The organism is Paenibacillus phocaeensis, assembly GCF_900021165.1.
Classification (GTDB): Bacteria; Bacillota; Bacilli; order Paenibacillales; family Paenibacillaceae; genus Fontibacillus; species Fontibacillus phocaensis.
Window position 1 is genome coordinate 23,927 of sequence record NZ_FCOQ01000028.1, and the last position, 24,765, is coordinate 48,691.

At 54.5% G+C, this 24,765-nt stretch carries 15 protein-coding genes; 6 read left to right on the forward strand and 9 right to left on the reverse strand.

The window, feature by feature from the left end; translation table 11 throughout:
• Nucleotides 1–7: 7 nt before the first annotated feature.
• Entirely contained in the window at nucleotides 8–2,449 is a 2,442-nt protein-coding gene (locus BN3795_RS18205) for a GH36-type glycosyl hydrolase domain-containing protein (RefSeq protein WP_068786119.1), read from the forward strand.
• A gap of 328 nt (nucleotides 2,450–2,777) precedes the next feature.
• Here the strand turns inward: BN3795_RS18205 and BN3795_RS18210 are convergent, their stop codons facing one another.
• Together BN3795_RS18210 and BN3795_RS18215 are read right to left on the reverse strand one after the other, a co-directional pair.
• Nucleotides 2,778–4,295, reverse strand: coding sequence for a DHA2 family efflux MFS transporter permease subunit (locus BN3795_RS18210; protein ID WP_068786120.1), 1,518 nt, complete (start codon nucleotides 4,293–4,295; stop codon nucleotides 2,778–2,780).
• On the reverse strand, nucleotides 4,285–4,737 hold the full coding sequence (locus BN3795_RS18215) for a MarR family winged helix-turn-helix transcriptional regulator (protein WP_232729970.1): 453 nt from the start codon (nucleotides 4,735–4,737) through the stop codon (nucleotides 4,285–4,287). Before BN3795_RS18215 ends, BN3795_RS18210 begins: the two co-directional genes overlap by 11 nt.
• A 247-nt stretch (nucleotides 4,738–4,984) precedes the next feature.
• Here BN3795_RS18215 and BN3795_RS18220 point away from each other — a divergent pair, with 247 nt between their 5' ends.
• The 3 genes from BN3795_RS18220 to BN3795_RS18230 all read left to right on the forward strand — a co-directional run bounded on the left by BN3795_RS18220 (nucleotide 4,985) and on the right by BN3795_RS18230 (nucleotide 7,751).
• Complete coding sequence (locus BN3795_RS18220) at nucleotides 4,985–6,235, forward strand: methyl-accepting chemotaxis protein (RefSeq protein ID WP_068786121.1); 1,251 nt, start codon at nucleotides 4,985–4,987, stop codon at nucleotides 6,233–6,235.
• 107 nt (nucleotides 6,236–6,342) lie between these two features.
• Nucleotides 6,343–7,227, forward strand: coding sequence for an RNA polymerase sigma factor SigJ (gene sigJ / locus BN3795_RS18225; RefSeq protein ID WP_068786122.1), 885 nt, complete (start codon nucleotides 6,343–6,345; stop codon nucleotides 7,225–7,227).
• 71 nt (nucleotides 7,228–7,298) lie between these two features.
• Nucleotides 7,299–7,751, forward strand: coding sequence for a carboxymuconolactone decarboxylase family protein (locus tag BN3795_RS18230; protein ID WP_068786123.1), 453 nt, complete (start codon nucleotides 7,299–7,301; stop codon nucleotides 7,749–7,751).
• 77 nt (nucleotides 7,752–7,828) lie between these two features.
• Here BN3795_RS18230 and BN3795_RS18235 read toward each other — a convergent pair whose 3' ends face one another.
• From BN3795_RS18235 to fabF, 6 genes are all read right to left on the reverse strand, one after another.
• Nucleotides 7,829–10,021: an alpha-galactosidase gene (locus BN3795_RS18235; protein ID WP_068786124.1), complete on the reverse strand. Its 2,193-nt coding sequence runs from the start codon at nucleotides 10,019–10,021 to the stop codon at nucleotides 7,829–7,831.
• Between the two features lie 101 nt (nucleotides 10,022–10,122).
• Nucleotides 10,123–10,806 carry a class D sortase gene (locus BN3795_RS18240; protein ID WP_232729971.1) on the reverse strand — a complete coding sequence of 228 codons (684 nt, stop codon included), beginning with the start codon at nucleotides 10,804–10,806 and terminating at the stop codon, nucleotides 10,123–10,125.
• A 201-nt stretch (nucleotides 10,807–11,007) separates the two neighbouring features.
• Entirely contained in the window at nucleotides 11,008–15,411 is a 4,404-nt protein-coding gene (locus BN3795_RS18245; protein WP_068786125.1) for a SpaA isopeptide-forming pilin-related protein, read from the reverse strand.
• Between the two features lie 355 nt (nucleotides 15,412–15,766).
• A complete protein-coding gene (locus BN3795_RS18250) occupies nucleotides 15,767–16,966 on the reverse strand; it encodes a VanZ family protein (RefSeq protein WP_068786126.1) in 1,200 nt (399 codons plus the stop codon).
• Nucleotides 16,967–17,123: 157 nt separating this feature from the next.
• Nucleotides 17,124–18,242: a DUF4349 domain-containing protein gene (locus BN3795_RS18255; RefSeq protein WP_068786127.1), complete on the reverse strand. Its 1,119-nt coding sequence runs from the start codon at nucleotides 18,240–18,242 to the stop codon at nucleotides 17,124–17,126.
• A 179-nt stretch (nucleotides 18,243–18,421) separates the two neighbouring features.
• The gene (gene fabF / locus BN3795_RS18260; RefSeq protein WP_068786128.1) at nucleotides 18,422–19,660 is read right to left on the reverse strand and encodes a beta-ketoacyl-ACP synthase II; all 1,239 of its coding nucleotides are present in this window, start codon (nucleotides 19,658–19,660) and stop codon (nucleotides 18,422–18,424) included.
• A 185-nt stretch (nucleotides 19,661–19,845) separates the two neighbouring features.
• On the opposite strand from fabF, the gene BN3795_RS18265 reads away from it, so the two are divergent.
• Both BN3795_RS18265 and BN3795_RS18270 read left to right on the forward strand, forming a co-directional pair.
• Nucleotides 19,846–20,694 carry a helix-turn-helix transcriptional regulator gene (locus tag BN3795_RS18265; protein ID WP_068786129.1) on the forward strand — a complete coding sequence of 283 codons (849 nt, stop codon included), beginning with the start codon at nucleotides 19,846–19,848 and terminating at the stop codon, nucleotides 20,692–20,694.
• Between the two features lie 89 nt (nucleotides 20,695–20,783).
• Complete coding sequence (locus tag BN3795_RS18270; RefSeq protein WP_068786130.1) at nucleotides 20,784–21,782, forward strand: iron-hydroxamate ABC transporter substrate-binding protein; 999 nt, start codon at nucleotides 20,784–20,786, stop codon at nucleotides 21,780–21,782.
• A 67-nt stretch (nucleotides 21,783–21,849) separates the two neighbouring features.
• On the opposite strand, the gene BN3795_RS18275 is transcribed toward BN3795_RS18270, so the two are convergent.
• On the reverse strand, nucleotides 21,850–24,651 hold the full coding sequence (locus BN3795_RS18275; RefSeq protein ID WP_068786131.1) for a glycoside hydrolase family 3 C-terminal domain-containing protein: 2,802 nt from the start codon (nucleotides 24,649–24,651) through the stop codon (nucleotides 21,850–21,852).
• Nucleotides 24,652–24,765 lie beyond the last annotated feature (114 nt).

The following is a 24,765-nucleotide window of genomic DNA, read 5'->3' on the forward strand; positions in this document are numbered from 1 at the left end:
CCTATTCATGAAATTCGGAGCATTTGACGATCAGCGCAAAGAGTATGTGATCCATACGCCGCAAACCCCTTACCCTTGGATTAATTATCTCGGCAATGAGCAATTTTTCGGCTTGATTTCCAACACTGCCGGCGGCTACTCGTTCTATCGGGATGCGCGCTTGCGCCGGTTAACCCGGTACCGCTATAACAACATTCCGCTCGATACCGGCGGACGTTACTATTACCTTCGCGACCATGACAACGGCGATTTCTGGACGCCGGGCTGGATGCCGGTGAAACGCGAGCTTGATTTTTACGAATGCCGGCACGGTTTGGGTTATACCTCGATTACCGGGGAACGCGGCGGGATTTCTGTGACGCAACTGGCATTTATTCCGCTTGGCTATAACGGTGAAGTGCATCGCTTAACGGTGAAGAATACAAGCTCTGCGACGAAGAAAGTCTCCCTCTTCTCTTTTGCCGAGTTCTGTCTCTGGAACGCTCAGGACGACATGACCAACTTCCAGCGCAACCTGAGCACCGGCGAAGTGGAAGTGCTGGATTCGGTCATTTATCACAAGACAGAATACCGTGAGCGCCGCAACCATTACGCCTTCTATTCTGTCAACCGTGACATTGACGGCTTCGATACGGACCGTGAATCGTTCGTGGGCCTGTACAATGGCTTGCACGAGCCTCAGGTCGTCGTGGCCGGGAGAGCCTCCAACTCGATAGCCAGCGGCTGGTCGCCGATCGGCTCGCACGAGGTGACACTGAAGCTTGCGCCGGGCGAAACGCAAAGCCTGATCTTCGTTCTCGGTTATGTCGAAGTGCCGGAAGAAGAGAAATGGGAAGCCCCCGGCGTGATCAACAAAAAACCGGCGCTTGAGATGATCGACCAATTTGCCACCGATGCCGACGTGGATCGTGCTATGGCCGAGCTGTCAGCCTATTGGGACGGCTTGCTGTCCAAGTACCAAATCCAAAGCGGTGACGACAAGCTGGACCGCATGGTCAACATCTGGAATCCGTATCAATGTATGGTGACGTTCAACATGTCGCGTTCGGCCTCCTATTTCGAATCCGGAATTGGCCGCGGCATGGGCTTCCGCGATTCCAACCAGGACTTGCTGGGCTTCGTGCATCAAATTCCGGAACGCGCCAGAGAGCGGATTCTCGACATTGCCGCCACGCAGTTTGAGGACGGCAGCGCATACCACCAATATCAACCGCTGACGAAGAAAGGCAACAATGAAGTGGGCAGCGGCTTTAACGATGATCCATTGTGGCTTGTGCTGGGTACGGCGGCGTACATTAAAGAGACCGGCGACATCTCCATTCTGGATGAACAAGTGCCGTTTGACAGCAATCCGGACAATACCGCAACGTTATTCGAGCATTTGAGACGCTCCTTCTACCATGTCGTGCACAACCTCGGGCCGCATGGCTTGCCGCTGATCGGCCGGGCCGACTGGAACGACTGCCTCAACCTGAATTGCTTCTCCAAGGAGCCGGGCGAATCGTTCCAAACAACCGCAAACATTGAAGGCCGCGTTGCCGAGTCGGTATTTATTGCCGGCCTGTTCGTCTTCGTAGGTCCGGACTTCGCGGAAATCTGCCGGATGCGCGGGCTTGACTCCGAAGCGAAGGAAGCGCTGGATTGGACGGAGAAAATGCGCAAGACGACGCTGGAGCATGGCTTTGACGGCGACTGGTTCCTGCGCGCTTACGACCATTACGGCGAGAAAATCGGCAGCAAGGAGAACGCGGAGGGACAAATCTTCATCGAGCCGCAAGGCATGTGCGTCATGGCCGGCATCGGCGTCGAAGAAGGGCTCGCGGCCAAGGCCCTCACCTCCGTGGAGGAGCGTTTGGATACGAAATACGGTATCGTGCTGCAGCAACCGCCGTATTCGAAGTATTATTTGAATCTGGGCGAAATCTCCAGCTACCCGCCAGGGTACAAAGAGAACGCCGGGATCTTCTGCCATAACAACCCGTGGATCATGATTGCGGAAACCGTGTTGGGCCACGGCGACCGGGCGTTTGAGGTTTACTCGAAAATCGCTCCGGCTTATCTGGAGGACATCAGCGAAATCCACCGGATGGAGCCGTATGTCTACTCGCAAATGATCGCCGGCAAGGACGCGGTGCGTCACGGCGAAGCGAAGAACTCCTGGCTCACCGGCACGGCGGCCTGGAACTATGTGGCGATCACGCAAGCCATTCTCGGCGTTCAAGCTGACTTCAACGGCCTGAAGGTAGATCCTTGCATTCCGTCCGCTTGGGACGGCTACAAGATCGCCCGCGTCTTCCGCGGCGATACGTATGTGATCCGGGTAAGCAACCCGAACCATGTGGAGAAAGGCGTGGCTCGCATCACGGTCGACGGTCAGCCGATTCAGGGCAACGTCATCGCGCCGATTGGCGACGGCGGGGTGCATCAAGTCGAAGTTGTGCTCGGATAACCATAAGCCAAGCCCTTTCGCTTTCCGCCGGAAAGCTGAAAGGGCTTTTGCCCGTAGTTGCAGTTGCTCGCATAGAGAATGTTGTATTTTGTGCATCTTTTTAGACCCATCTTTGCCTATAAACCTCAGATTGTTGTAATTCCTACAACATTTCTGGAGCATTTGGGCAACCAGAGGTGATATTGTTGTAGTTTGTGCATCATTTCAGCCATAGCCCCCCATATGCAGATTGAAATGTTGCTGATTTTACAACTTTTCCGACACAAAAAAAGGTACAACCGCTCAGAAATCCTTGAGCCGTTGTACCTTTTCGGTTGTATACAGGAATTTAAGCCTTGGCGGGCTTCATTCCGTTCTGTTCACTGTTGGAGTCCTGCCCTTCTTTATTTATCTGCACTTTGCGGATAAAGAACGCCAAGACGAAGGCGACCAGCGTAATTCCCGTTGCCACGACGAAGGCAAAGTCGATCCCGTTGATCGTTGCATCCCGGGTGATCAAGGCTACTTGTTGGGCGTTTGCTTGGTCCTGCGGATTGATGCCGGCCGCGAGGATCATCTCAGTCGCCTTATCCTTCGCCCGCGAGGACATGATCGTCACCAGCAGCGCTGTGCCCAGCGCCCCGGCGATCGTCCGGAGCGTATTGGACATCGCGGTGCCGTGCGCGTTCAGCCGCGCCGGCAACTGATTGAGGCCGGCTGTCTGAATCGGCATCATCAGCATGGACATCCCGAACATCCGGGCTGTATACATCAATATGAGATGCGTATAGGTCGTGCTGTCGGTCAGGTTGCTGAACTCCCACGTCGTCACCGTCGTGATCGCCAGCCCGATGACCGCCAGCCAGCGAGCCCCGATCCGGTCGAAGATCATCCCGGTTATCGGCGACATGATCCCCATCAGAATCGCTCCCGGCATCAGCAGGAGGCCGGATTCCAGCGGCGAAAAGCCCCGGATCTTCTGCAAGTAGATCGGCAGGAGGATCATCGCCGCGTACATGGCCATCGTAACCACCACGTTGATAATGGTCGTCAAGGAGAACATGTCGTATTTAAACACGCGGAATTCAAGAAGCGGTTTATCCGATCTCAATTGCCGCCACAGGAAAATGCCCAGAGCGACGACGCCAACAATCAGGCTGACGACCACTTCCGTCTCGCCCCAACTGGTGCTGCCGGCTTCGCTGAACCCGTACAGGACACCGCCGAACCCGATCGTCGACAAAATGATCGACAGAACGTCCAGCTTCGGTCGTCCAACCCGGGTTACATTTTTCATGAAGATAAAGCCCAGTAAGATGGAGAGAAGCGCAAACGGCAAGATAATCCAGAACAAGACGTTCCAGGGGTGATGCTCAATGATCCAGCCGGAAAGCGTCGGGCCGACCGCAGGGGCGAAGATCATGGCGATCCCCATCATCCCCATCGCCTGGCCGCGCTTCTCAATCGGAAAGATCGTCAAGAAGACGACCGTCATGAGCGGCATCAGCACGCCGGCTCCGGCAGCCTGAACCAGCCGTCCGACGAGCACCATCTCGAAGCTCGACCCGATGCCGCATATCAACGTGCCGGCCGAGAACAAGATCATCGCGGAAATAAACAGCATCCGCGTGGTGAACCGCTCCATCAAAAAAGCACTGATTGGAATCAGAACGCCGTTCACCAGCATAAATCCGGTGGACAACCACTGGATCGTGGTCGCTCCAACGCCCAGGTCATCCATCATTTGCGGAAGAGCAACGTTCATCAAGGTTTGGTTCAGAATCGACACAAACGCTCCGATCAAGAGCGCCATAACAATCGGCCATCTTTTGAAATTCAGGGCCGGTACAGCAGTTTCATGGTTCATAGGTTTCTTCTCTCACTTTCTCTAAAGACGCCATAATTTTACGGTGGGTTTGCAGCATGTGGTCGATATCTTTCTCGGCTGTTTCGAGGACGTTTGCAATGGCTTTGGTATATTCGAGGTCGGTCTTCCGATATACCTCCAGCCCCTTATCAGTGATTTGCAAGGCAACGGACCTCCGGTCGTTGTCCAAACGCCCGCGAATCACCAACCCCGCTTTCACCAGACGATCAATCACGCCGCTGACCGTGCTGTTCCCCATCCGCATCTGATCGGCAAGCTCGGTGACCCCGATCTGCGGGTTGTCTTGAATTCGCTTCAGGGTCATAAACTGGATGCCGGTAATGCCGAAGGGCTCGGCTTGTTTGGATAACAGTTGGTAATACGCCCTCTTCACCTCGCGGAAGGACTCCACGATCTCATGCATGCGCTGCTTCTGGTCCAAGCGGCTCTCATCCTTTGGATTTAGTTCTATCCTTTAATATTTCGTACACGAAATAATTCATTATTATATTTAACAAGGGTTCAAGCTGGTTGTCAATACCAAAATCGCTAGGACCAAGGTTCGGTAAAATCGGAAGTTTCTTAACTTTCAGTTAGGATTTCTCGGAATATTTCGTCCTATACCCTTAGCGCCCATGATGATATAATATGGTAGAATTCACCTATTACTTAAGGAGGACATGAATCCCATGACATGGTTCAACCGACTTCCCTTATCCGGAAAGATCTCCGCTGCGTGTTATCTCGTAGCTGCGCTCTTTGCCGTCCCTTCACTGCTCGTCTACATTCTGTTGGGACATCTCATCATCGGTCTCCTGCTGATCGTCGTGTTGGCAGCGCTTACTTTCCCGCTTTCGCGTTTCCTCCAGAAAGCGCTTACGGGATCCTTCGACGATATCACCAGCGCTTCCGCCAAGATTGCCAAAGGCGACTTTACCAGTCGAATTTCCGAGTCCGGGGGCATGGATGATCTGAGCCATTCCTTCAACAGCATGGTGGACAAGCTGCGTAAAATTTTGCAGGAAACCTCGGATATCACCCGCAAAGTAATGGATTCCAGCCGGAGTATCTCCGACCGCAACCAAGAGCTGATCGAAGTCATGACCCAAGTCACTCACTCCTCCAATGAGCTGGCTCTTGGTGCCAACGCCATCTCCGAAGATGTCGGCGGCATGAAGGATGCGATCGGCGAGATCGAGCAGAAGGTCAGCAATTATACCGATGCCACCCGTGAAATGAATCAACGTTCCGACGAAATGATACAGCTGGTGGAACGCGGACGCGAATCTGTCTCCCGACAAGCCAGCGGCATGCGCAAGAACATCGAAGCGACCGGGAAGGTCGCCGAATCCATCGAGGCGTTGGCCAAGAACGCGCAAGGCATCACCAAAATCACGGCAACCATCTCGGAAATTGCCGAACAGACCAACCTGCTGTCCCTGAACGCCTCCATTGAAGCCGCCCGCGCTGGCGAGCATGGAGCCGGCTTTGCCGTAGTCGCCCATGAGGTGCGCAAGCTGGCGGAAGAATCCACCGCATCCACCAAGGAGGTATTCAATCTGGTTCGCAGCATCGAACTGGATGTGAAGCAAGCGGGACAAAACATTAAGATTAATGAAGAGGTCGTCCGGCAGCAAAGCGAAATGATCCGCGAGGCGGAGCAAATCTTCCAGGAAATCGTTCAGAGCGTACAGTATATCAGCGAAGAGATCGCCGCCTTCTCCAGAGAAAGCGAGGCGATGCTGGAAAGCGCGCAGAACATCTCCTCTGCGATTCAGAATATCTCCGCCATCACCGAGGAATCCGCGGCAGGCACGGAGCAGGTATCGGCATCCATGAACGAGCAGATTACTTCGATCCGGGCAATGGCCGAAGAAGCGGAAGCGATGAAAAATGCGGTGTTCCAGCTGCAGAAAACGATACATATTTTCAAATTTTAATCTGTTGGCACCCAAGCCCGGCCCTTCATCTAAAAAGGGCTGGGCTTTTTTCGCTTTTTAGATAAGATATAGATAGCGAATCTACAATGAAAGGAGGGCTGGCAATCATGTCAACGTCTGCCCGCGTGGCCCAGTTTTATCAAGACTATCGTCATTCGATGACCGCCCTCTCCTACCGGATCACCGGCTCATGGTCGGAAGCGGAGGATATCGTGCAGGAAGTGTTCGCCGAGCTGCAGCAGCACGTACAAGCAGACAGCATACGCCAACCGAAGTCTTATTTAATGCGCGCCGTTGTGAACCGCAGCCTGAATGCGCTGAAGTCACCCCGATTGTCCCGTGAGTTGTACACCGGTCCGTGGTTACCGGAGCCGGTCTTCGAGCCGCTCCCGGAAACCCAGCTCGACCGCCTGTTGCGGGAAGAGCAAATCTCTTACGCATTTATGGTCCTGCTGGAGCGCTTGACCCCCGACGAGAGAACCGTATTTGTTCTGCGGGAATCGTTTGCCATGGAGTATGAGGAAATCGCTGACCTCTTGGGAAAAAGTCCTGTCGCCTGCCGCAAGCTGCTGAGCCGGGCTCGGCAGAAGGTGAAATCGGAGCAGGAAGTGTCCCCCGCAGACGAAAAAACGGTGGCGAAATGGACTACGGAATTTTTGAGGGCCGCAAAGACCGGGAATTTTGGTCCTCTGCTGGAAGTCATTCGGGAGGATGCGGTGCTAATCACCGATGGCGGAGGCAAAGTCAGGGCAGCGATCAATCCCATCCTGTCCAAGGAGCGCGTCATTGCTTTCTGGCAAGGGATCCGAGCCAAAGGCTCGCTTGAGGGGGAACTGGTTCCGACACGGATGAACGGAGAAATCGGATTGGTGCACTACCGCGATGGACAGGTTATTCATGTGCTTCTGTTCGAAGGGGACGCGCAAGGGCGGATCCGCCGATTCTATTTGATCAGCAATCCCGATAAAATTGGTAGAGCCCCGTCGGTTTAGTTGTCACAAATCGTTCCCTCCCCTTGTCTTACCTGCGTAAGCACAATCATCAAACCATGGAGGGATTCAAGATGAAAGTCAGAATGGATCATTATCAAGCCAACCCCAACATTTATCAGGCCATGAGCCGCTTGGAGCGGCAGGTCACGGATAGCGGGCTCGACCGGGTATTGTACGAGTTGATCAAGGTACGCGCCTCGCTGATTAACGGCTGCGCCTACTGTCTGGATATGCACACGGAAGCAATGCGGCAGCTTGGGGAAAGCGAGCAGCGAATCGCCCTGGTCAGCGTTTGGCGGGAAGCGCCATGCTACACCGAACAGGAGAAAGCGGTGCTGGAGTTGACCGAAGCCGTAACCCGAATCGCAGACGGCGGCGTGCCGCAGGCGGTGTACGACCGGGTTCGCAGCTTTTTCAGCGAGAAAGAAATGATGGATCTCATCTTTGCGATCAACGTGATTAACTGCTGGAACCGCATCGCCGTCACCACCGGCATGTTCCCCGGCTGCCGCGATGAAGCATAAGCAGCGCAAGGCTTGAACCTCATCCTAAGCAAAAATAGACCTGAAGGAGCCAATCTCCCTCAGGTCTTTCTTTCTATTTACAGCTTCGCCTGCAGCCGGACCATCCTGCTGCTGAAGTCGCCGCGCACCGCAGCCATGGACAAACCGGCGCTCATCAAACGGTCGCCGCCGTACACTTCGCCGTTCCCTTCCACTTCATAATCCTTGGCCGGGTCCAATCCTTGCAGCTTCACGCAACGCAGCGGACCGTTGGGTTCCGCCAGCACGCGGAAATAGAACAGCAACGCTTCGTTCTGATCCGAACTAACGAACATCCACGCCGTTTCATTGCCTTCGAACGGGCTTTGCAGACGGTACAGATCACCTTGCTGGACTAAGCCGCGAATCTCTTTGTACACTGCAATCTGGTGCTTGGCGATCTCCTTCTCCTCATCCGTAAATCGGGTAAGATCCAATTCGTAGCCGAAATTGCCGGACATCGCCACATCCCCCCGGAAGGTCAGCGGGGTCGTCCGCTCCACTTGATGATTGGGCACGGCGGAAATATGCGCCCCCATTGTCGACACCGGATAAACGAGGCTCGTGCCGTATTGAATCTTCAAACGCTCCACTGCATCCGTATCGTCGCTCGTCCACGTCTGCGGCATGTAAAACAGCATTCCCGGATCAAACCGACCGCCGCCCCCGGAGCAGCTTTCAAATAAGATATGCGGAAATTCGCTCGTCAATCGTTCCAAGAGCTCATACAGCCCCAGCATGTAACGGTGAGCCACTTCCCCTTGACGCTCCGCAGGGCGGACTGCCGAACCGATCTCCGTCATATTGCGGTTCATATCCCATTTCACGTATGTCAACGGCACCGTCGAGAAAATGTTGCTGAGGCGTTCGTACAAGTACTGACGGACATCGCTGCGGGACATATCCAGCACCAGTTGCTCTCGGGCCTCCGTGCGCCGCCGCCCCGGGACATGCAGGCACCAGTCGGGGTGCGCTCGGTACAGGTCGCTGTCCGGCGACACCATCTCCGGCTCGAACCAAAGGCCGAACTGCAGCCCGGTATCCTTCACGCGATGGGCCAGGTCCGCCAACCCGCCGGGCAGTTTGCGGCGGTCTTCGAACCAGTCGCCAAGCGAGCTGTTATCGCGGTCGCGCCGGCCAAACCAGCCGTCGTCAAGAACGAACAGCTCCATGCCCAGCTCGCTGCCCGCTTTCGCAATCGCCTCGATCTTCTCGGCGTTGAAATCGAAATACGTCGCTTCCCAGTTATTGACGAGAATCGGTCGTTCCTGATCGCGGAATTGGCCGCGGCAGAGCCGGGTCCGATACAACCGGTGGTAAGTGCGGGACATGCCTCCAATCCCTTCGGCGGAATACACCAGCACCGCCTCCGGCGTTTGGAAGCTCTCGCCGGGTGTCAGTTTCCAGGTAAAATCAAACGGGTTGATCCCGATAGAGACACGGGTTGTGCCGAACTGCTCGACCTCGGCTTCGGCCGTGAAGTTACCGCTGTAGACCAGACTGAAGCCGTAAACCTCGCCTTGCTGCTCCGTCGCATCCGGCCGCAGCAACGCCAGGAACGGGTTCTGCTGGTGGGAGCTGGAACCGCGGCGGCTGCTGATCCCGGTCACGCCCGGTGCCAGCCTTCTGCGCTGCACATGGCGTTCGCGCGCCCAGGCACCGGACAGATACAGCGCATCATAGGAAGCATCGGAGAAATCCACCGAGGCGCTGAGTGCCCGCTCCAGTTGGATCGGCTCGCTGCCCTCGTTGCTGAGCCGAGCCGATCTGGCAATGGCATCAAAATCAGCAAACACCGTGTAGCTTAACACAACGGACAGACCGGCAACGCGATCTTCCAGCTCCAACTCCAGGGTGTCCGCTTCGTGGTCCTGCTCCACATATACGGCTGGCAACCCTTCAAGCGCCGGCTTACCCGGTACGATCCGATGCGTCCGGTACGTTAATTCGGTCGCACGGGTTCCGTTCGCAAGACGCACCTGATAAGCCGGGTTGCGGAAGTCGCTTGTCCCGTATTGCGGATATTCCTGCGGAAGGGAGTCCAGCGATATCGACTTGTCCTCCGGGATCGGATTCGGACTAAACGAGGCGCGCTCCTGGAAGGTCAGCAAGCCTTCGAGGTTACTGCCGTGCCGCAGTTTGGCGCCAAAATACGCATGAGCGGGATAGCCGTGCACCAACTGAATCAAGTAACTTGTATTGCGGGATTGCAAATGAAAAAGGCCTTTCGCTTCATCGAAATAGATAGGCATTTCGCGATCCTCCTGGTAGGTTCTCATCAGAACTGATTGGCATTCCTCTTTCTCCATTCTACTATCATGCCCAGGAGGAGTAACGAGAATAAAGTGATCTTCTACATGGACTTTTGTGATTTGTTCGCTTGCTCCGGAAGCAGTTTGGCGTGAAGGATCAGGCGATGCGTAGGATTCTTCAGCGGGTCGCAAGTGATTAAGGTTAATATGGCATCATCGCCTTTCGGCTCCAGCACGGAGACCTCAGTCGGCTCAACAATCAAAATCTCATAGACTTCGTAAACCAAACGTTGGGTATCGGTTGAGATCTCGATCGAATCGCCAAGCTTCACCTCGTTCAGGCTATGGAACAAGCGTCCCTTCGTACGGGCGCGGTGGGCCGCAATCGCCGCATTTCCCGGCTCGCCAAGCGAGGCCGTCTCGGTGAGATGCACCGCCGCATGCTTCATGTTCGCTTTCGTCGCCCCCTCTAAGACGGGAAGCTTTACGTCAATAGACGGAATTTCGATCAGAGCTATAGGGATATTCCCATCCGCGTCCGGTTGAAGCGGCTGCAGCTCCTCCGCTTGATCCTCTTCGTTCGCCCCCTCCTCCAGCAGGCTCGACACCCGCTGGAAGCCGTCGACCAAATCGGAGTTTTCCGCGGGACGGTCCTGGCTTTGCGTTCGCTCCGCAAGCGCCAGCAACCGATCCTGCTCCCGGTTGGCCTTCCATTCCAACATCACCGGGGTTACCAAAATAGCAATCCCCAGCACAATGAACAGAAACGATAATTTCTTTCGCACGGTGTCTTCCCCTTCTCTAGGCAACGCCTCGAACTAAAAATGCTCCATCCCCAATCCACGGTAGGGTCGATGGCGAGTTATGCATTTGATCAATCTATTAACCGATTGTACTTTGCCTTTCTGAACAATTTCTGAACAATCGCATAAAAACGGGCATTCCCGGACTCCGTTCTCCGGAATCTGGAAATGCCCGTTCCTAAATTATTGATTTTGAGGCTTGTTTTTCTTTCTTAACCATAAACCCGCCAGGAGGAACGCAAGCCCTGTCAACTGCCAAGGGAGAAGGCTGCTTTCCCCGGTTTTGGGCAAGACGTGGATCCCCGGCTTCCCGTCGGAGCCACCCGAGGGCTGAATCCCGCGTGGGCCGCCGGACGGATTACCGTCATCCTCTTGGGCAGTGTCCCCGGGTTGGCCCTTAGGATCCGTTTGTGGTGTCCCGTCGCTTGCGCCATCGGAAGGGGATATGTCCCCTGGGACTTCGACGACAGGATCATCCGGCTGCTCCGGATCCGGGTTCCCTGGGGTCTCCGGATTCACCGGGTTAGCTGGATTCACCGGATTGTCCGGGCTGCCTGGGCTGTCCGAACCGCCTCCACTCCCAGGTTGACTAGGGGTGATGATGGGGTTGTTCGTTTTTTCAAGCACCAACGGTTCCGTTTGAAACTCCATAATCTCGAACTCGATTGGCGTCTTGTCCACGACGTAACCTGCAGGCGCCGTCAATTCCACCAGCCGGTACTTGTTAGGCTCCAGCTGATCCAGGTACAGTTCGCCGTTCTGATCCGTGATAAGCTTGGAGGGGTCTATGGAGTCTACGGTTCTGAACTCATAATTCCCCTGTGGATCGAAGAATACGCTTTGAGCTTGCAGCTCAAAAACCGCGCCTTGAAGCCGTTGCGTTTTGGCGGCATTCATTTTGATCAGCTTCACCGATCGGTCAATAGGTTTATTCTCAATCGTCAGAGCGGTAACCGGTTCCTTGATGGGAACTTCCGTCTCCGGTTGTTCGATGACAAAGCCGTCCGCTTTCGTCTCCACTAAAGTGTAGAGACCGTACGGCAAGTTATCGAATTCAATTACGCCGTACAGATCGGTGGTTTCCTTGCCGACCACCGCATTTGCGCTGTTGCGCAATTCAAATTCAACGCCGCTCAGAACGGTTTGATCCTTGGCATTGACCTTCGTAATCACCAATTTTCCGCCAGTCCCTTGCTCATTGGGTACATCGCGAGTGACAATCTCGGTTTGGTTCGCGATGATCGTGAAAGCAACGGGCTGCGTATTCAGCAGGTAATAATCGGGAGCTTTCGTCTCAACCAGTTCATAATCTCCCGGCGTCAGATCTCCCTTGGCGATCGTGCCGTCTTCACCTGACGTCAACGTCTCGATGAACTCTCGGTCTGCCCCGTTCTTAACGTATAAATCGAAAACCGCGCCCTTTAGTTTCTTGGACGGATCGGCGGAATCCACCTTCGTAAACTGGAATCCCTGCCGAATTTTTTTGTTTTCGATGGTAAAGGGTCCGTCGTTTTTGAAAGAGACAGATTTCCCCGTCCCAGCGCCGTATTCGGGATCCACCAAATAACCCGCTGGTGCCGACACTTCCTTGATTCGATACGGAAGTCCGTCCGTGCTGTTAAACCGGTACTCCTTCAGGCTTGTCGTTTCGCCCGAAGCGTTCGTAGCCGGCAAGGTTTCCAGCAGTACGGTCCCGGAAGCGTTGTAAATTTCAAATACTGCCCCTTCCAGCGGCCGCCCCCGATCGTCTACCTTCACGATTTGGATCGGCGCCCGTCCTCCCGATGCGCCGCCGCCGGCACCGGCTAACGACACCTTCACGCCTTCTTGCCCGTCTCCCCCCTTCACGGAAGAGTCTTGACCGGCAAATTCGGCCTTATTGGTAATCCGGTCGCCATTGTCCGCGTTGATATACGATTGGTATTCCAGAATAAACGCGGTAGTCAACGCTTTTTTGAAGGTGAACGTAAAGGTATTCCCGTTCACGGCCAATTCGTAATCATCGGGATCGACTAACCCGGCTTTGGTCGAAACGTTCCCTAAATTATCCGCAGGCAAATCCGTTTTGTACAACTTCAACGTATCGGGCAATAAAATTTGATTGTCCGACAGCGTATCCGTCAACTCGGAGCCTGCCGGGATATACGATTGGCTCGGGTTGATACTCACCGTCCAGGCCGCGATATCGGTTGTCCCTTGCTGTCTCCCGGTTTTGTTGATATACTTCCCGCCGTGTGACGGTTTGACTTCGGCTTCTTTCTTAAACCGTAATTCACCGCCGTCGTGCAATGTCGCATGGTTGGAATATGTGCCGTCAATCGGGAACTCACCATCAAGACTGGTTTTGTACACAACCCGGTAAGCTGTTTTTCCGATATTGCCAAGATTGAGCGTAAAGCTCTTGCCATCCGGATTTAGCTGGAAGTCAAAACCATTCGGATTGTCCGGGCTTTTAGGCTTGATTTCGTCACCGGGAAGGACTACGTTATTTTCGCTGTCCAACACCAGCTTGTTCACCTGTAGTGAATTCTCGATGAAGAACTGGTTCCCGGTGTAAGCATCCCGAAGAATGGCATCCTGGATGTCGAATAAATTGTAATTCATTTCGATCGTCCAGGTGATCGCCTTATCCTTTGCGCTGTAATTGCCGACTTTATTGCCGTTTTCAATCGTATAGCTTTGGGCCTCAACATAGGCCGACTTGGTCAGGGAGTGTGTCCCCTCAGCATCTACCCAGTCAAGCACAGCCTCATTGAGGTAACGGTTTTCCGGAGGCATTCCCTTTGTCGGATCAAAGGTCGTGGTGAATGTGAACACATGCTGCGAGTTAATCGTGATGCCCGACTTCAATTTGAGCACGAAACCTTTTTTAAAATCTAGATCATCCGCGTTGGCTACCAGTTCGAAATCGTCCTTATGAACGCCGGTGATTTGCAAACTGCCAGGGACCAGCTTCATAAATCTACCTGCATAGTTCTCCGTAATGACGATATCCGACATGTCCTTCAGGTCGGAATTGAGAACCAGACTCCACTCGATTTCCTTCTTGTTGAAATCCTCTTTGTGTACGCTTTTCGCAAAAATATTTTCACGAATGTCCTGTCCGGCCGATTTTATCATGCCATTCTTGAGCTCAACCGCATTGGTAATCCGGTCGTTCGCATAAACGCGTTTAATCGATTCCGTCCGATATTCAATATCATAAGCTGCGTTGATGGTCTGATTGAAGAGGAACGTAAAGCCATCTCCCGTCTTGGTGACGGTATACGCCGACGGATCGGTAAGTTTCGTACGATTTACGACCTTCCCGCTGTCATTCAGCTGCACTTCATACACTTCGAAGGAAGCATCGACCAACTGCTGCTTTGTGGTATCAAACTGATCCTTGAGCCACGCGACATTCGGTTCGTTGGGATCGGCCGGATTAAACGGCTCCAGCGTTTGCTGGTTATAGTTGTACTCGATTTTCCAAGTAATGCGCTGGGTCACCGGATCGTAAGCTTGGTTTACCTTCTTAAGCGGCTCGTTAAAGCTGATTCTCACCGTTCCTGCTGCTTGGTCATCTTCGATGTTGTCGCCGGTAAGCACGGCCTTGTTGCTATAAGGTCGATTGGTAAAAGACCCTGTTGTCGGCGCCTCTACACTCGTCTTGTACGTCACCCGGTAGGCTTCGTTAATGTCGCCCAGCGAAATCGGAAACGCCGTTTCCGTACGCTCTGCAGCTCCCCCTTCAACCTCGACCGATCCGTCAAGCTGTACCTGCAGTTTGCGGATTTCAATCTCGCCTTTGAGCTTCGTTCCATCCGGCAAGGTATCGTCGAGTACAGCATTCTGGATTTCCTTTTCCCCTTGGTTAAAGTCTACCGTCCACTCGATCTCGTCCGAGTTAAAGTTGTTTCGGTTCGCGATCCCCGATTTTTTCAGCTTATCCTCGGCCGTATTCGCAAAATGAACATCGATGTTCCCCAACCCATTGGAACTAAAGTCAATCTGCTGTTTTAGGCCATCCCCAAACTTGGTTTCGTCAAAGCGGACCCACACGTAAAAATAACCTTCCAGCTTTTGCCCAACGAGGCTGTCATTAAACGTAAAAGTAACTTGTCCGCCAGGTTCGACCACATATTCGCCCACATCGCCATCCAACTGGCCTGGGATTCGCTGCCCAACTTTCAATTGTTCAGGCAGTTGAAAAGTAAAGGTGGATCCGTCACCATAACTATGGGTTTCGCTCGGGAACGCCCAGCTGTAGATCACGGCCACTTCATCCTTCACCGATGGACGAACATCCTGAATAAGCTCCCCCTTGATCACTAACTCCCCGGTAACCGGATCATATTCAGGTTTTTGATTGCGTATTTCCACATGGGTAAGAAGATTGTCCGTAATCTCATCCTGGACCGCGGCAGCGTTAAAGCCAACAGCATCATCCTCATAGACCGCATCAGTGACGGTATCCGCGGCGACAACGGCGGCGGGATCGCTTGGAGTCCCCTCCGCATCCGCGCTGACCAGATTCGCTCCCGCTCCGAAAATCCCTTGGAACACGAGAACGGCGGCCATCAGAACGGCCATGAATTTGCGTTTCATAAGTCGTGTATTTGCCTCCTTTTTTCTATTGATATCGATGTGTTCAGACGACGCTTCTCCCTACCTCCTTCTCGAAACGTTGTGGTGGGCAACATTCCCATCATATTTCAGCGATCTTAACAAAACCTCGACAATCGACAATAAAACATCAATTTTCTTCAATGAAATTATGATTTTTATCACCGACAAAATCCCGAACCCTGGATTCACCCCTGGGGGGTGGCCAATGCCAGGGAGTTCATCACAAACCCTGGAAGGAAGCGGGAAACGAAAAGCCGTCCCGGAGTCGGAACGGCTTTTATCGTTCATATGTTTGTAGCCCCGAAGCATACCATAGCTCGCATGCTCCGCTTATTTATTCGTGTCGTATACGTACCTTTCGCTCACCAGTACGCTCCTTCACCATGATGGTGTGCCCGGTTCGACTGATCTTTTCGTAGAACAGCAGCGGCTCTTTCCGGAAGAAGCATTTGGCGACATGAATGAAGAAGCTCAGGTTCACAGCCAGAACGATCAAGGCAAGCAACACTCGAAGCAAAGCCGGCCTATCGACTGTCGGGAAAATCAGCAGGCGGTTGAGGCCAATCACCCCCCAATAAAGCAGCCCGTAGCGGACGATCAAAGGAAGCAGCGCCACGGTTTGCCTCTCGCCTCTGGCAGACAAAAACCGATGAACAACACCCGCCAGCTCGCCGCTTGGCTTCCGTTCGCGATCCTCCGCAGGGAGCCCGACCAGTTGAATCCGCACCAGCCATTTCCCGGGCGTCTTTCCGCCAGTCAGATACGGAATGAACATGAAATACACCCCTGTAGACACGAAGTAAGCTTCCTCAATACCTAGACGGTGGATCACGGTCATCAGGGCGCCCCAGAGGATAGTGTCAAATAACAACGCCAGTCCTCGGCGGGTATACGTCACCCGTTTGGTTGCCAGATCCACTCCCCGGTCCAGCTGTTCAATTCGCGGCAGATACCTGGACAACCACACGGCCAACAGGAAGCCGGCCATCCCTCCGAGCGTATTGGTCATAAGATCATCGACGTCGAAGACGCGGTAAGGGTGATCGTAGATTCCGTAGATCCCGGTCAATTGGGTCACTTCAATCCACAAGGACAGCAGAAACGACAGGAGCAAGCTCACCATCGGACCTGATCGAAAGTAATACCGAATCAGCATCCCAAACGGCACAGTTAATGCAACGTTGAAAATCACCTGCAAAAAAGCCCGTTCCTTAAGCACCCGCCAATAGGTCGACGGCTCTCCTGGAATAACCGCGGTTTCCTTTAGAATATCCTGGATAAAATGAAACGGGATCAGCTGTACCGCTCCGTCGCTTAACGGCAGGTTATGCCGGCTGGCAGGCAACGGCAGCATCACCAGGAACAACGCGTTCATCAAATAGAGGAGGAACAAGTAGAGCACGAACGCCCGCACCTTGTTAATATAGCCATGCCGCCGATATTGCACGACCAGAAACGGCAGAGTAAACAGCAGCGCCGCAAATGGGAATGCGCCAAAGGCATACGTGATCGGAAATAGGTAGTTCTTTAACATCAAAGGTCAAACCTTTCTATCTCGGGTAGTTTCGCTTATCTTAACATAGAACGAAATGCATTTCGTTTAAGTTTAGTTTAAATTTGGGGAATGGTTCTTCCATCTATAAAAAAACAAGCCCTAAGGACATTGCATCCCCTAGGGCTTGCTTTTTTATTCACTTTTCTCCTTCATTTTCTTCCGATCCGCCTCTGGTCTCCTCCTCCGCGACCGGATTCGTCGGCGAGGATCCCGTCTCCGGCATCGCGGCCTGGCCTGCCTGAAGCTGCGCTCTTCGACGCTCCCGCACCTCCCGGTTCTTCCGGCGCATGATCCAGATCGGGATGACGATGATCGCAGCAATGACGAGCAGCGGCAGTGCTCCGGAGGCAACCACGACCAGCCACTGGAAGAAGAGGGACAAGACGTCGATGCTGCCGTTCAGAGCATTTTTCATCCGTCCCAGCAGCGGTGTGTCGCCGCCGGATGCCGCCGTCAGCTTCGACGCATCCGGCTGGTAGACGCGGATCTCGATCGTTGAGAAGGACACATTGCTGTCGATGTACCGCATTCTCCCTTTGATCTGCTCGATCTCCGTTTGGATGCGCTCCAGCTCGTTCACGAATTCAACCAGCTGTTTGGTTTGAGTCGCGCTCTCGACGAATTTTAAGTACCGTGCTTCCATCGCCTGCTTGACCTTTAAACGGGACTGCAAGTCAACGTACTCCTCCGAGACGTCTTGACCCTGAATGTTCCGCTGCAACGATTCGGGCTTCAGCCCCTCCAGCCGATCCAGGAAGGAAGAGAAACCGGACGCAGGGACTTTCAATACAAAGTTCCCGCCTTGCTCATGCTGCGACTGGTTCTCAGAGAACTCGACGATATACCCGCCCGCCAGCATCACCAGATTGCGAATCTCCGATTGCGCTTTGGCATAATCCTTCACTTCCATTACGACGTTCGCCCGGTAGATGAGCTTGCTGTTGAGGCCCGAGTCCGTGGCCGCTTGCTGAAATCCCGGCGTGGAGTTAACCGCCGCACCGCTGCTCCCGCTGTCGCCAGCCGCTTTCAGATCCGGTGCGGCAGGCGCTTCCGCCGTATTCGCTGCGACCTCCGGCTCTGCGGCACCTCCTCCATCCGTCTTGCTCACGGCGGAGCTGGTTGCCTGGTCTGCGGCTCCGCTCTCGACCAGCGAATCCGAAGCTACGTCATTGCTAGCGCTTCCGCAGCCGCTGAGCACCAACAGAAGCATTCCGATGAAGCCCCAGACGAGCAGCTTTTTTCCCCTTGTACCCATAGGTATGACCCCCTACTGTTTCAGGTTTCAAGACTCTTGCACGATGCCGGCTTTGTCGGTTTGCTCTATATGTTCACGTGCTCAAGTCCTTTCCCCTTCTAAACGCGCCGGAAGTTCGAAAAGTTGCCGGCCCTGCGAAATAAATAAACCGCCCCGAAAGACGGGACGGCCGATGAAGTCTACTCCTGAAATTTGCGAAGCACGATTACAGCATTATGACCGCCGAATCCAAACGAATTGGACAAGCCGATGGTGAGGTCCGCCCGGCGCGCCTCCTGCGGCACGTAATCCAGATCACATTCCGGGTCGGGGTTCATCAGGTTGATCGTTGGCGGAATGATGCCTTCTTTCAACGACTGAATCAGGGCGATCGCTTCCGCACCGCCGGCTGCGCCAAACATATGGCCAATCATCGACTTGTTGGCCGTGACCGGAATGCGGTAGGCATGTTCGCCAAACGCTTTCTTGATCCCCTTTGTCTCCCCGAGGTCGCCAACCTGAGTGCTTGTCGCATGGGCGCTGATCACGTCCACCTGCTCCGGCAGAATACCCGCCGCAGCGATCGCCCGCTTCATGGCCTGGTAAGCGCCCAGGCCTTCCGGATGCGATGCGACAACGTGGTACGCATCGGAGCTGGCGCCGTAACCGATCACCTCGCCGTGGATGCGGGCGCCCCGCCGCAGCGCGTGCGTCAGCGACTCCAGCACAACGATCCCGGCGCCTTCGCCCATCACGAAGCCGTCGCGGTCGGCATCAAACGGCCGGCTGGCCTGCTCCGGGGCATCGTTGCGCTTCGACAGCGCCGTCGCATTCCCGAAGCTCGCCAGCGCAAGCGGATGCACCGCCGCCTCGGTCCCTCCGGCAATCATCACATCGGCTTCGCCGCTGCGGATCAGCCGGAACGCTTCGCCGATCGACGAATTGCCGATCGAGCAGGCGGTAACCGGCGACAGCGTCTCGCCTAACGCGCCGAAGCGGATGCTGATTTGCGCGGCGGCCATGTTCGAGATCATCATCGGCACCAGACTCGGGCTGACCCGGTTCGGACCGCGCTCGTCAAGCACTCTCACATTGTCCGCCAGCGTTTCGATCCCGCCGATGCCCGAACCGACATACACGCCAAACCGCTCGCGATCGATTTGTTCCGGGTTCAGTTCAGCATCCTGCACCGCTTGCTCGGCAGCATACAGCGCATATTGGCAGAAGAGATCCATTTTGCGGGCTTCCTTCCGCCCGAAAATCGCCTCGCCGTCAAACCCCCGAACCTGTCCCGCGATTTTGGTGCCGAACGCGGTGACGTCAAACCGGTCAATCGGCGAAATCCCGGACCGCCCCTCGATTAACCCTTGCCAAAATGTATCTACATCATTGCCCAGCGGGGAGATAATCCCCATTCCGGTGATGACAACCCGTTCCATAAGCATCCTCCTTTAATTGTCACAACCGCTTGTAGCGCAGCGTGTGCGGCGTATGACGCCCTGCAAGCTGCAAGTCTTCTCGTTGTTATCTATTGTAGCCTTAAAGTATCCTATTACAAGTTTTTAGTTATCCTAGTATAATTGATAATACACTACTGCTATAACCCAGAGGAGGACATCGGCTGATGCGTACAGAACCGAGATTGGAAGCCTTATCCGAATTTCTGAAAACCCAGCGCGCCAAGCTGCATCCCCACACCGTCGGCTTGCCAGCAGGCGCGCGCCGGCGCACGCCCGGCCTGCGCCGCGAGGAAGTCGCTCAGCTCGCCGGGGTGAGTACGACGTGGTATACGTGGCTGGAACAAGGCCGGGATATTAAGGTATCCCCTTCCGTTCTGGATGCGATTGCCGCAGCGCTGCGACTGAATGCCGATGAGCGCAAGTACCTGTTTGATCTGGCCTCTGACAGCGGGTTCCATCCCGATTGGGTGGAAGAGAAGGAGCCGGTGATCACCCCCTCCCTCCATAAAATTTTGCAGGAACTGAAATATTGTCCGACGATTATCTCCGATCGCCACTGCCACATCGTGGGGTGGAATCCCGCTGCGGCTCACGTGTTTGTCGATTTCGAGCAAATTCCGGAAGAGGAGCGCAATCTGATCTCTCTCCCGTTCGCCAAGAAAGAGCTGCGCAGCCTGGCCGTCAACTGGCCTCATTTCGTAAAGGGGTTCCTGGCCATCTTCCGCGCTTATTACGGGCAATACGTTGCCGATCCCTGGTATTCCCAGTTTATCGAGAGGATGTCGCAGCGTTATCCGGATTTTCAGGAATTATGGACTCAGAGTGAAGTCAGTGCTGCTCCGGAAGTGATGATTGAATTCCGCCATGCCAAAGCCGGCAAAATGTTATTTAACTTAACCTCGCTTCAGGTCCAAGGGGATGCTGAACTGCGCTGCAGCATTTATACCCCCATTGAAGGCACGGCAACCGAATCCAAGCTCAAGAAGTTGTTGGAGGGAACTTTCAAGGAATAGTATTGACAAACCGCGGGGAAATTCGTATTGTGATTCTTAGTGATACTGAGAATCATTATCATATAATTCGGTGACAAGGAGAATCCCGTATGAAGAAGTTGTTTATTCCCCTTATTCTAGCTTTCGCCGTCCTCACCGGCGCCTGCGGCAATGAAGCCGCACAGCAGGATCCTGCAGCAACCTCTCAGAATAACGCGGCGGCTGCAAACAACGCGGCAGAGGAAACGGCAAAGGCGACGAGCGGAAACGACTCGGCGGTGACCGAGACGGCTTCCGGTACGGTTACCTATCAATCGGAGAACGGTCCGATTGAAATTCCTGCCAATCCGAAGCGAATCGTGGCTCTGACGAATGCTCCAAACATCGTGGCCTTGGGCGGATCGCTGGTCGGTGTGGACACCTGGACGATGGATAACCCGCTCTTCACCGACAAATTAAAGGATGTCGCTATCGTGTCCGAAGAGAATCCGGAGAAGATCTTCGCCCTGGAACCCGACCTCATCATTGCCGGTTCGCATATGAAGAATCTCGACAAGCTGAGCGAAATCGCACCGACGATCATTTATACCTGGGGTAAGCTGGACTATTTGGCGCAGCAGGTGGAGATCGGGAAGGTATTGAACAAGGAAGCGGAAGCCAAAGCCTGGGTCGAGGATTTCACAGCCCGCGCCAAAGCCGTAGGCGAAGAGATCAAAGCCAAGATCGGCAAGGACGCCACTGTCTCCGTGTTCGAATATGATGCGAAGAACTTTTACGTATTCGGAAACAACTGGGCTCGCGGTACGGAGCTGTTGTATCAGATGATGGAGCTCAACATGCCGGAACAAGCGAAGAAGGATGCCTTGGGGCCCGGCTACTACACGTTATCGAACGAGATCATACCCGAGTATGCCGGAGACTATATCGTTCTGAGCCAGAACAAAGAAGCCCACAACGAATTTTTGCAATCCAATACGTGGAAGAATATCCCGGCCGTGAAGAACGGCCATGTGATCGAGATCGACACCGCCGCCTCGACGTACAGCGATCCGGTCACGCTGGAATATTTGCTGAAGATCTTTAAGGACGGATTTCTCTCGTTGCCCTAAGGAAAATATGAAAAAAGAAGGGGTGGGCCCCTCACTTCCGAACGGAAGGGCTCATCCCTCTTTTCATTTATGAAATCAACTCGATCCAGCCGATTTCCAGCCCCGGCTTGATATAGTCAAACTTCAGCTCATAATCGCCTTCTGTAAGCTCAATGCGCAGTTGCTTCTGAGTGACCCACTTGCCGAAGGTGCCGTTCGTCTGCACGGTGGTAAGCAGTTCACCGTTCAGCAGCAGATTGCAAGCCGATTGCGACAGGTTCATCGCTTCGTAGCGAATATGCGCTACGACGGTGTAGACCCCGGCTTCCTGAACGTTTACGATCGCGGACTGTGCATTTGCCGAGATCTTCGCGCTTTGCGAACGGGACAACGCATATACCTCGGCTCCATCTTCGGCAGCCCGCAGGCGGTCTTGAACGGCCCGAATCAAGCGGACTTCGTCTGCCGGTTTGGGTTCCCGTGCGAACACCGGCGCGTTCATCAAGAAGCGGCAAATATTCATCGCGCACCGCTGCAATTCACCGACCGTCAGTGTACCGTTAGCCAGGGCTTCCAGCGTATTATCCCCCAGCGAGTTGATTTCCGCGCCGTTGTTGTTGACGACCATATACAAATCGTTTTGGGCCCGAACCATAAAGGAAGTGTTCTTCGCATCGGCGGGTCCCCCCTCCGCGCAATCGTTCATGACGGCCCACCAGTCCGTCATGACGATGCCCTCATATCCCCATTCGTTGCGGAGAATGGTCGTGTTGAGGTCATAATTGGAAGCCGCCCAATGACCGTTGACCGGGTTATACGAGGTCATGATCGAGGTCGCTTCCCCTTCCTTCACCGTCATTTCGAAACCTTTCAGGTAAATCTCGCGCAATGCCCGTTCCGAGACGACGGCGTCCACTTTTGAACGCGCCTGCTCCTGATTATTGCCGGCAAAATGCTTCACGGTTGCGGAGGAACCGCCTTTCTTAATCCCCCGCGTCATGGCCGATGCGAAGCAGCCGGTCAAATAAGGATCCTCCGAAAAATACTCGAAATTCCGCCCATTAAGCGGATGCCGATGAATGTTAATCCCCGGGCCGAGCAGCGTGTCGATTTCATTTTGCAGCAGCTCTTGCCCCTCCAGGACATATAACGACTCAACGAGATCGACGTCCCAACTGGAAGCAAGCAGCGTACCGATCGGCAGTTGGGTGGCCTTCAAGCCGCTGTCCATCCGAATGCCGGAAGGTCCGTCAGCGGCGCTGGCAACCGGAATTCCATACTCCAGCAAGTTGTCTCCGACCCCGCCGAAAGCGGAAGCCGTTCCCGGCGTAACCTTTGGGCTGCTCATGCCCTCTCCGCGTACGATCGTGGCCAGATCCGCATCGCTCAACTGGGCGACGAACTCCTCCAAGGTCGCTTTGCCGGCTTGAACATCCTTCAGCACGATGCCGCGATTCCCCGTTTGCGGATACGCTTTCGGCAACCGGCTCTCGATCCGCTCTTTCAGCGAAATCGTTCGCCGCGGCACCTCCTCGCGGACAACTTCATACGTCCCGTCCGGCTTCCGGCTTCCCGGCTTCATCCGGGAGAAGCGTTCCACCGGAGCCGCGGCTTCCTCCAGCCGTTCCACCACCAGCAGTTCGGCAAGGCGGAAGGCGGCTTTCCCCTCCGCGGCAACCCGCTCTGCGTTCCGAATGCTGTTGCCGACGTAAAGCTCGTAATCCCCGGCTTCCAACACATAACAGGATTTATTCCCCGTAAAGCCGCCATCATCATACGACGCCATCCGACGCACCGGTAATTGCAGCGTCAGCACCTCGGTTTCCCCGGGCGGGAGCAGCTTGGTTTTCGCGAAAGCTCCGAGTGCCCGGGCCGGTTTGCCCAATTGACCTTGCGGCGCTTCATAATAAAGTTGGATGACTTCTTTCCCGGCAAAATCGGCCCCGGTATTCGTCACCGCCACTTTAACCTCAAGCCGGGCATCTACGCCGGCACCCTCGAGTTTCACATCCTCCACCGTCCACGCAAAGGAGGTATAGGACAGGCCATATCCGAACGGGAATTGGACCTTATCCGGACAGAAGGTTTCGAAATACCGATAGCCCACATAAATATCTTCCTCATAGAAGTTCCGCACCTCGCTGCCGAAGTTGGCTGTGGATGGGTAATCTTCGATGTGATAAGCGATCGTATCCGGCAGTTTCCCACTGGGCGTAACCTCCCCTGACAGCAGATCAGCAACCGCATGGCCGCCGATCATTCCGCCTTGCCACACGAACAGGACGGCCTGAATATGGCCTTGATGTACCGGGTCGTTGACCCAGCTCATGTCAATGACATTCGCGACGTTCATGAGGACGGCAACCTGCTCGAAATGACGGGTGACCGTCTCCAGATTCTGCCGTTCCTGCTCCGTTAACCGATAACTCCCTTCTGTATCGGCATTATCCTTGTCTTCGCCGGCAGTCCGGCCGATGATCACTACCGCTTTGCCCGATGCTTGCTTGGCTTCCGCCACGAGCTCATCCGTGAGCGGCATCTCCTTCTGGCACCATGGCTCGGCAGCCCAACCGCCGCCGCCATTATCGAACGGGTTCTCCGCGATCCATTGTTCGTAGTGCCCCGCCAACTGCTCGTTGACCCGGATGCGGGAATTTGCCCGCAGCCCGTCCAAAATGCTGACGGTATAAGGGACGTTTACGGCTCCGCCAGATCCCGTCCCACTTCGGTACGTATCGATTTGGCATCTTCCGAAAACGGATACAACTTCATGTTCCCGAATCGGAAGCATCGCGTTTTCATTCTTCAGCAAGACGCCGCCTTCGGCTGCCGCGATTCTGCTGTACTCGGCGAACCCTTCCAGGGGAACGCCCAACTTCGATTTGCTCATCTCTCTACTCTCTCCTATCGTTAGCGGATCCCGAGAGGGGATCTCTCATCAGTAGTCCTAGCTTTAACTATATCAAAACCTGCGCAAGGTTGGATAGATTTACCTGAAAATCGC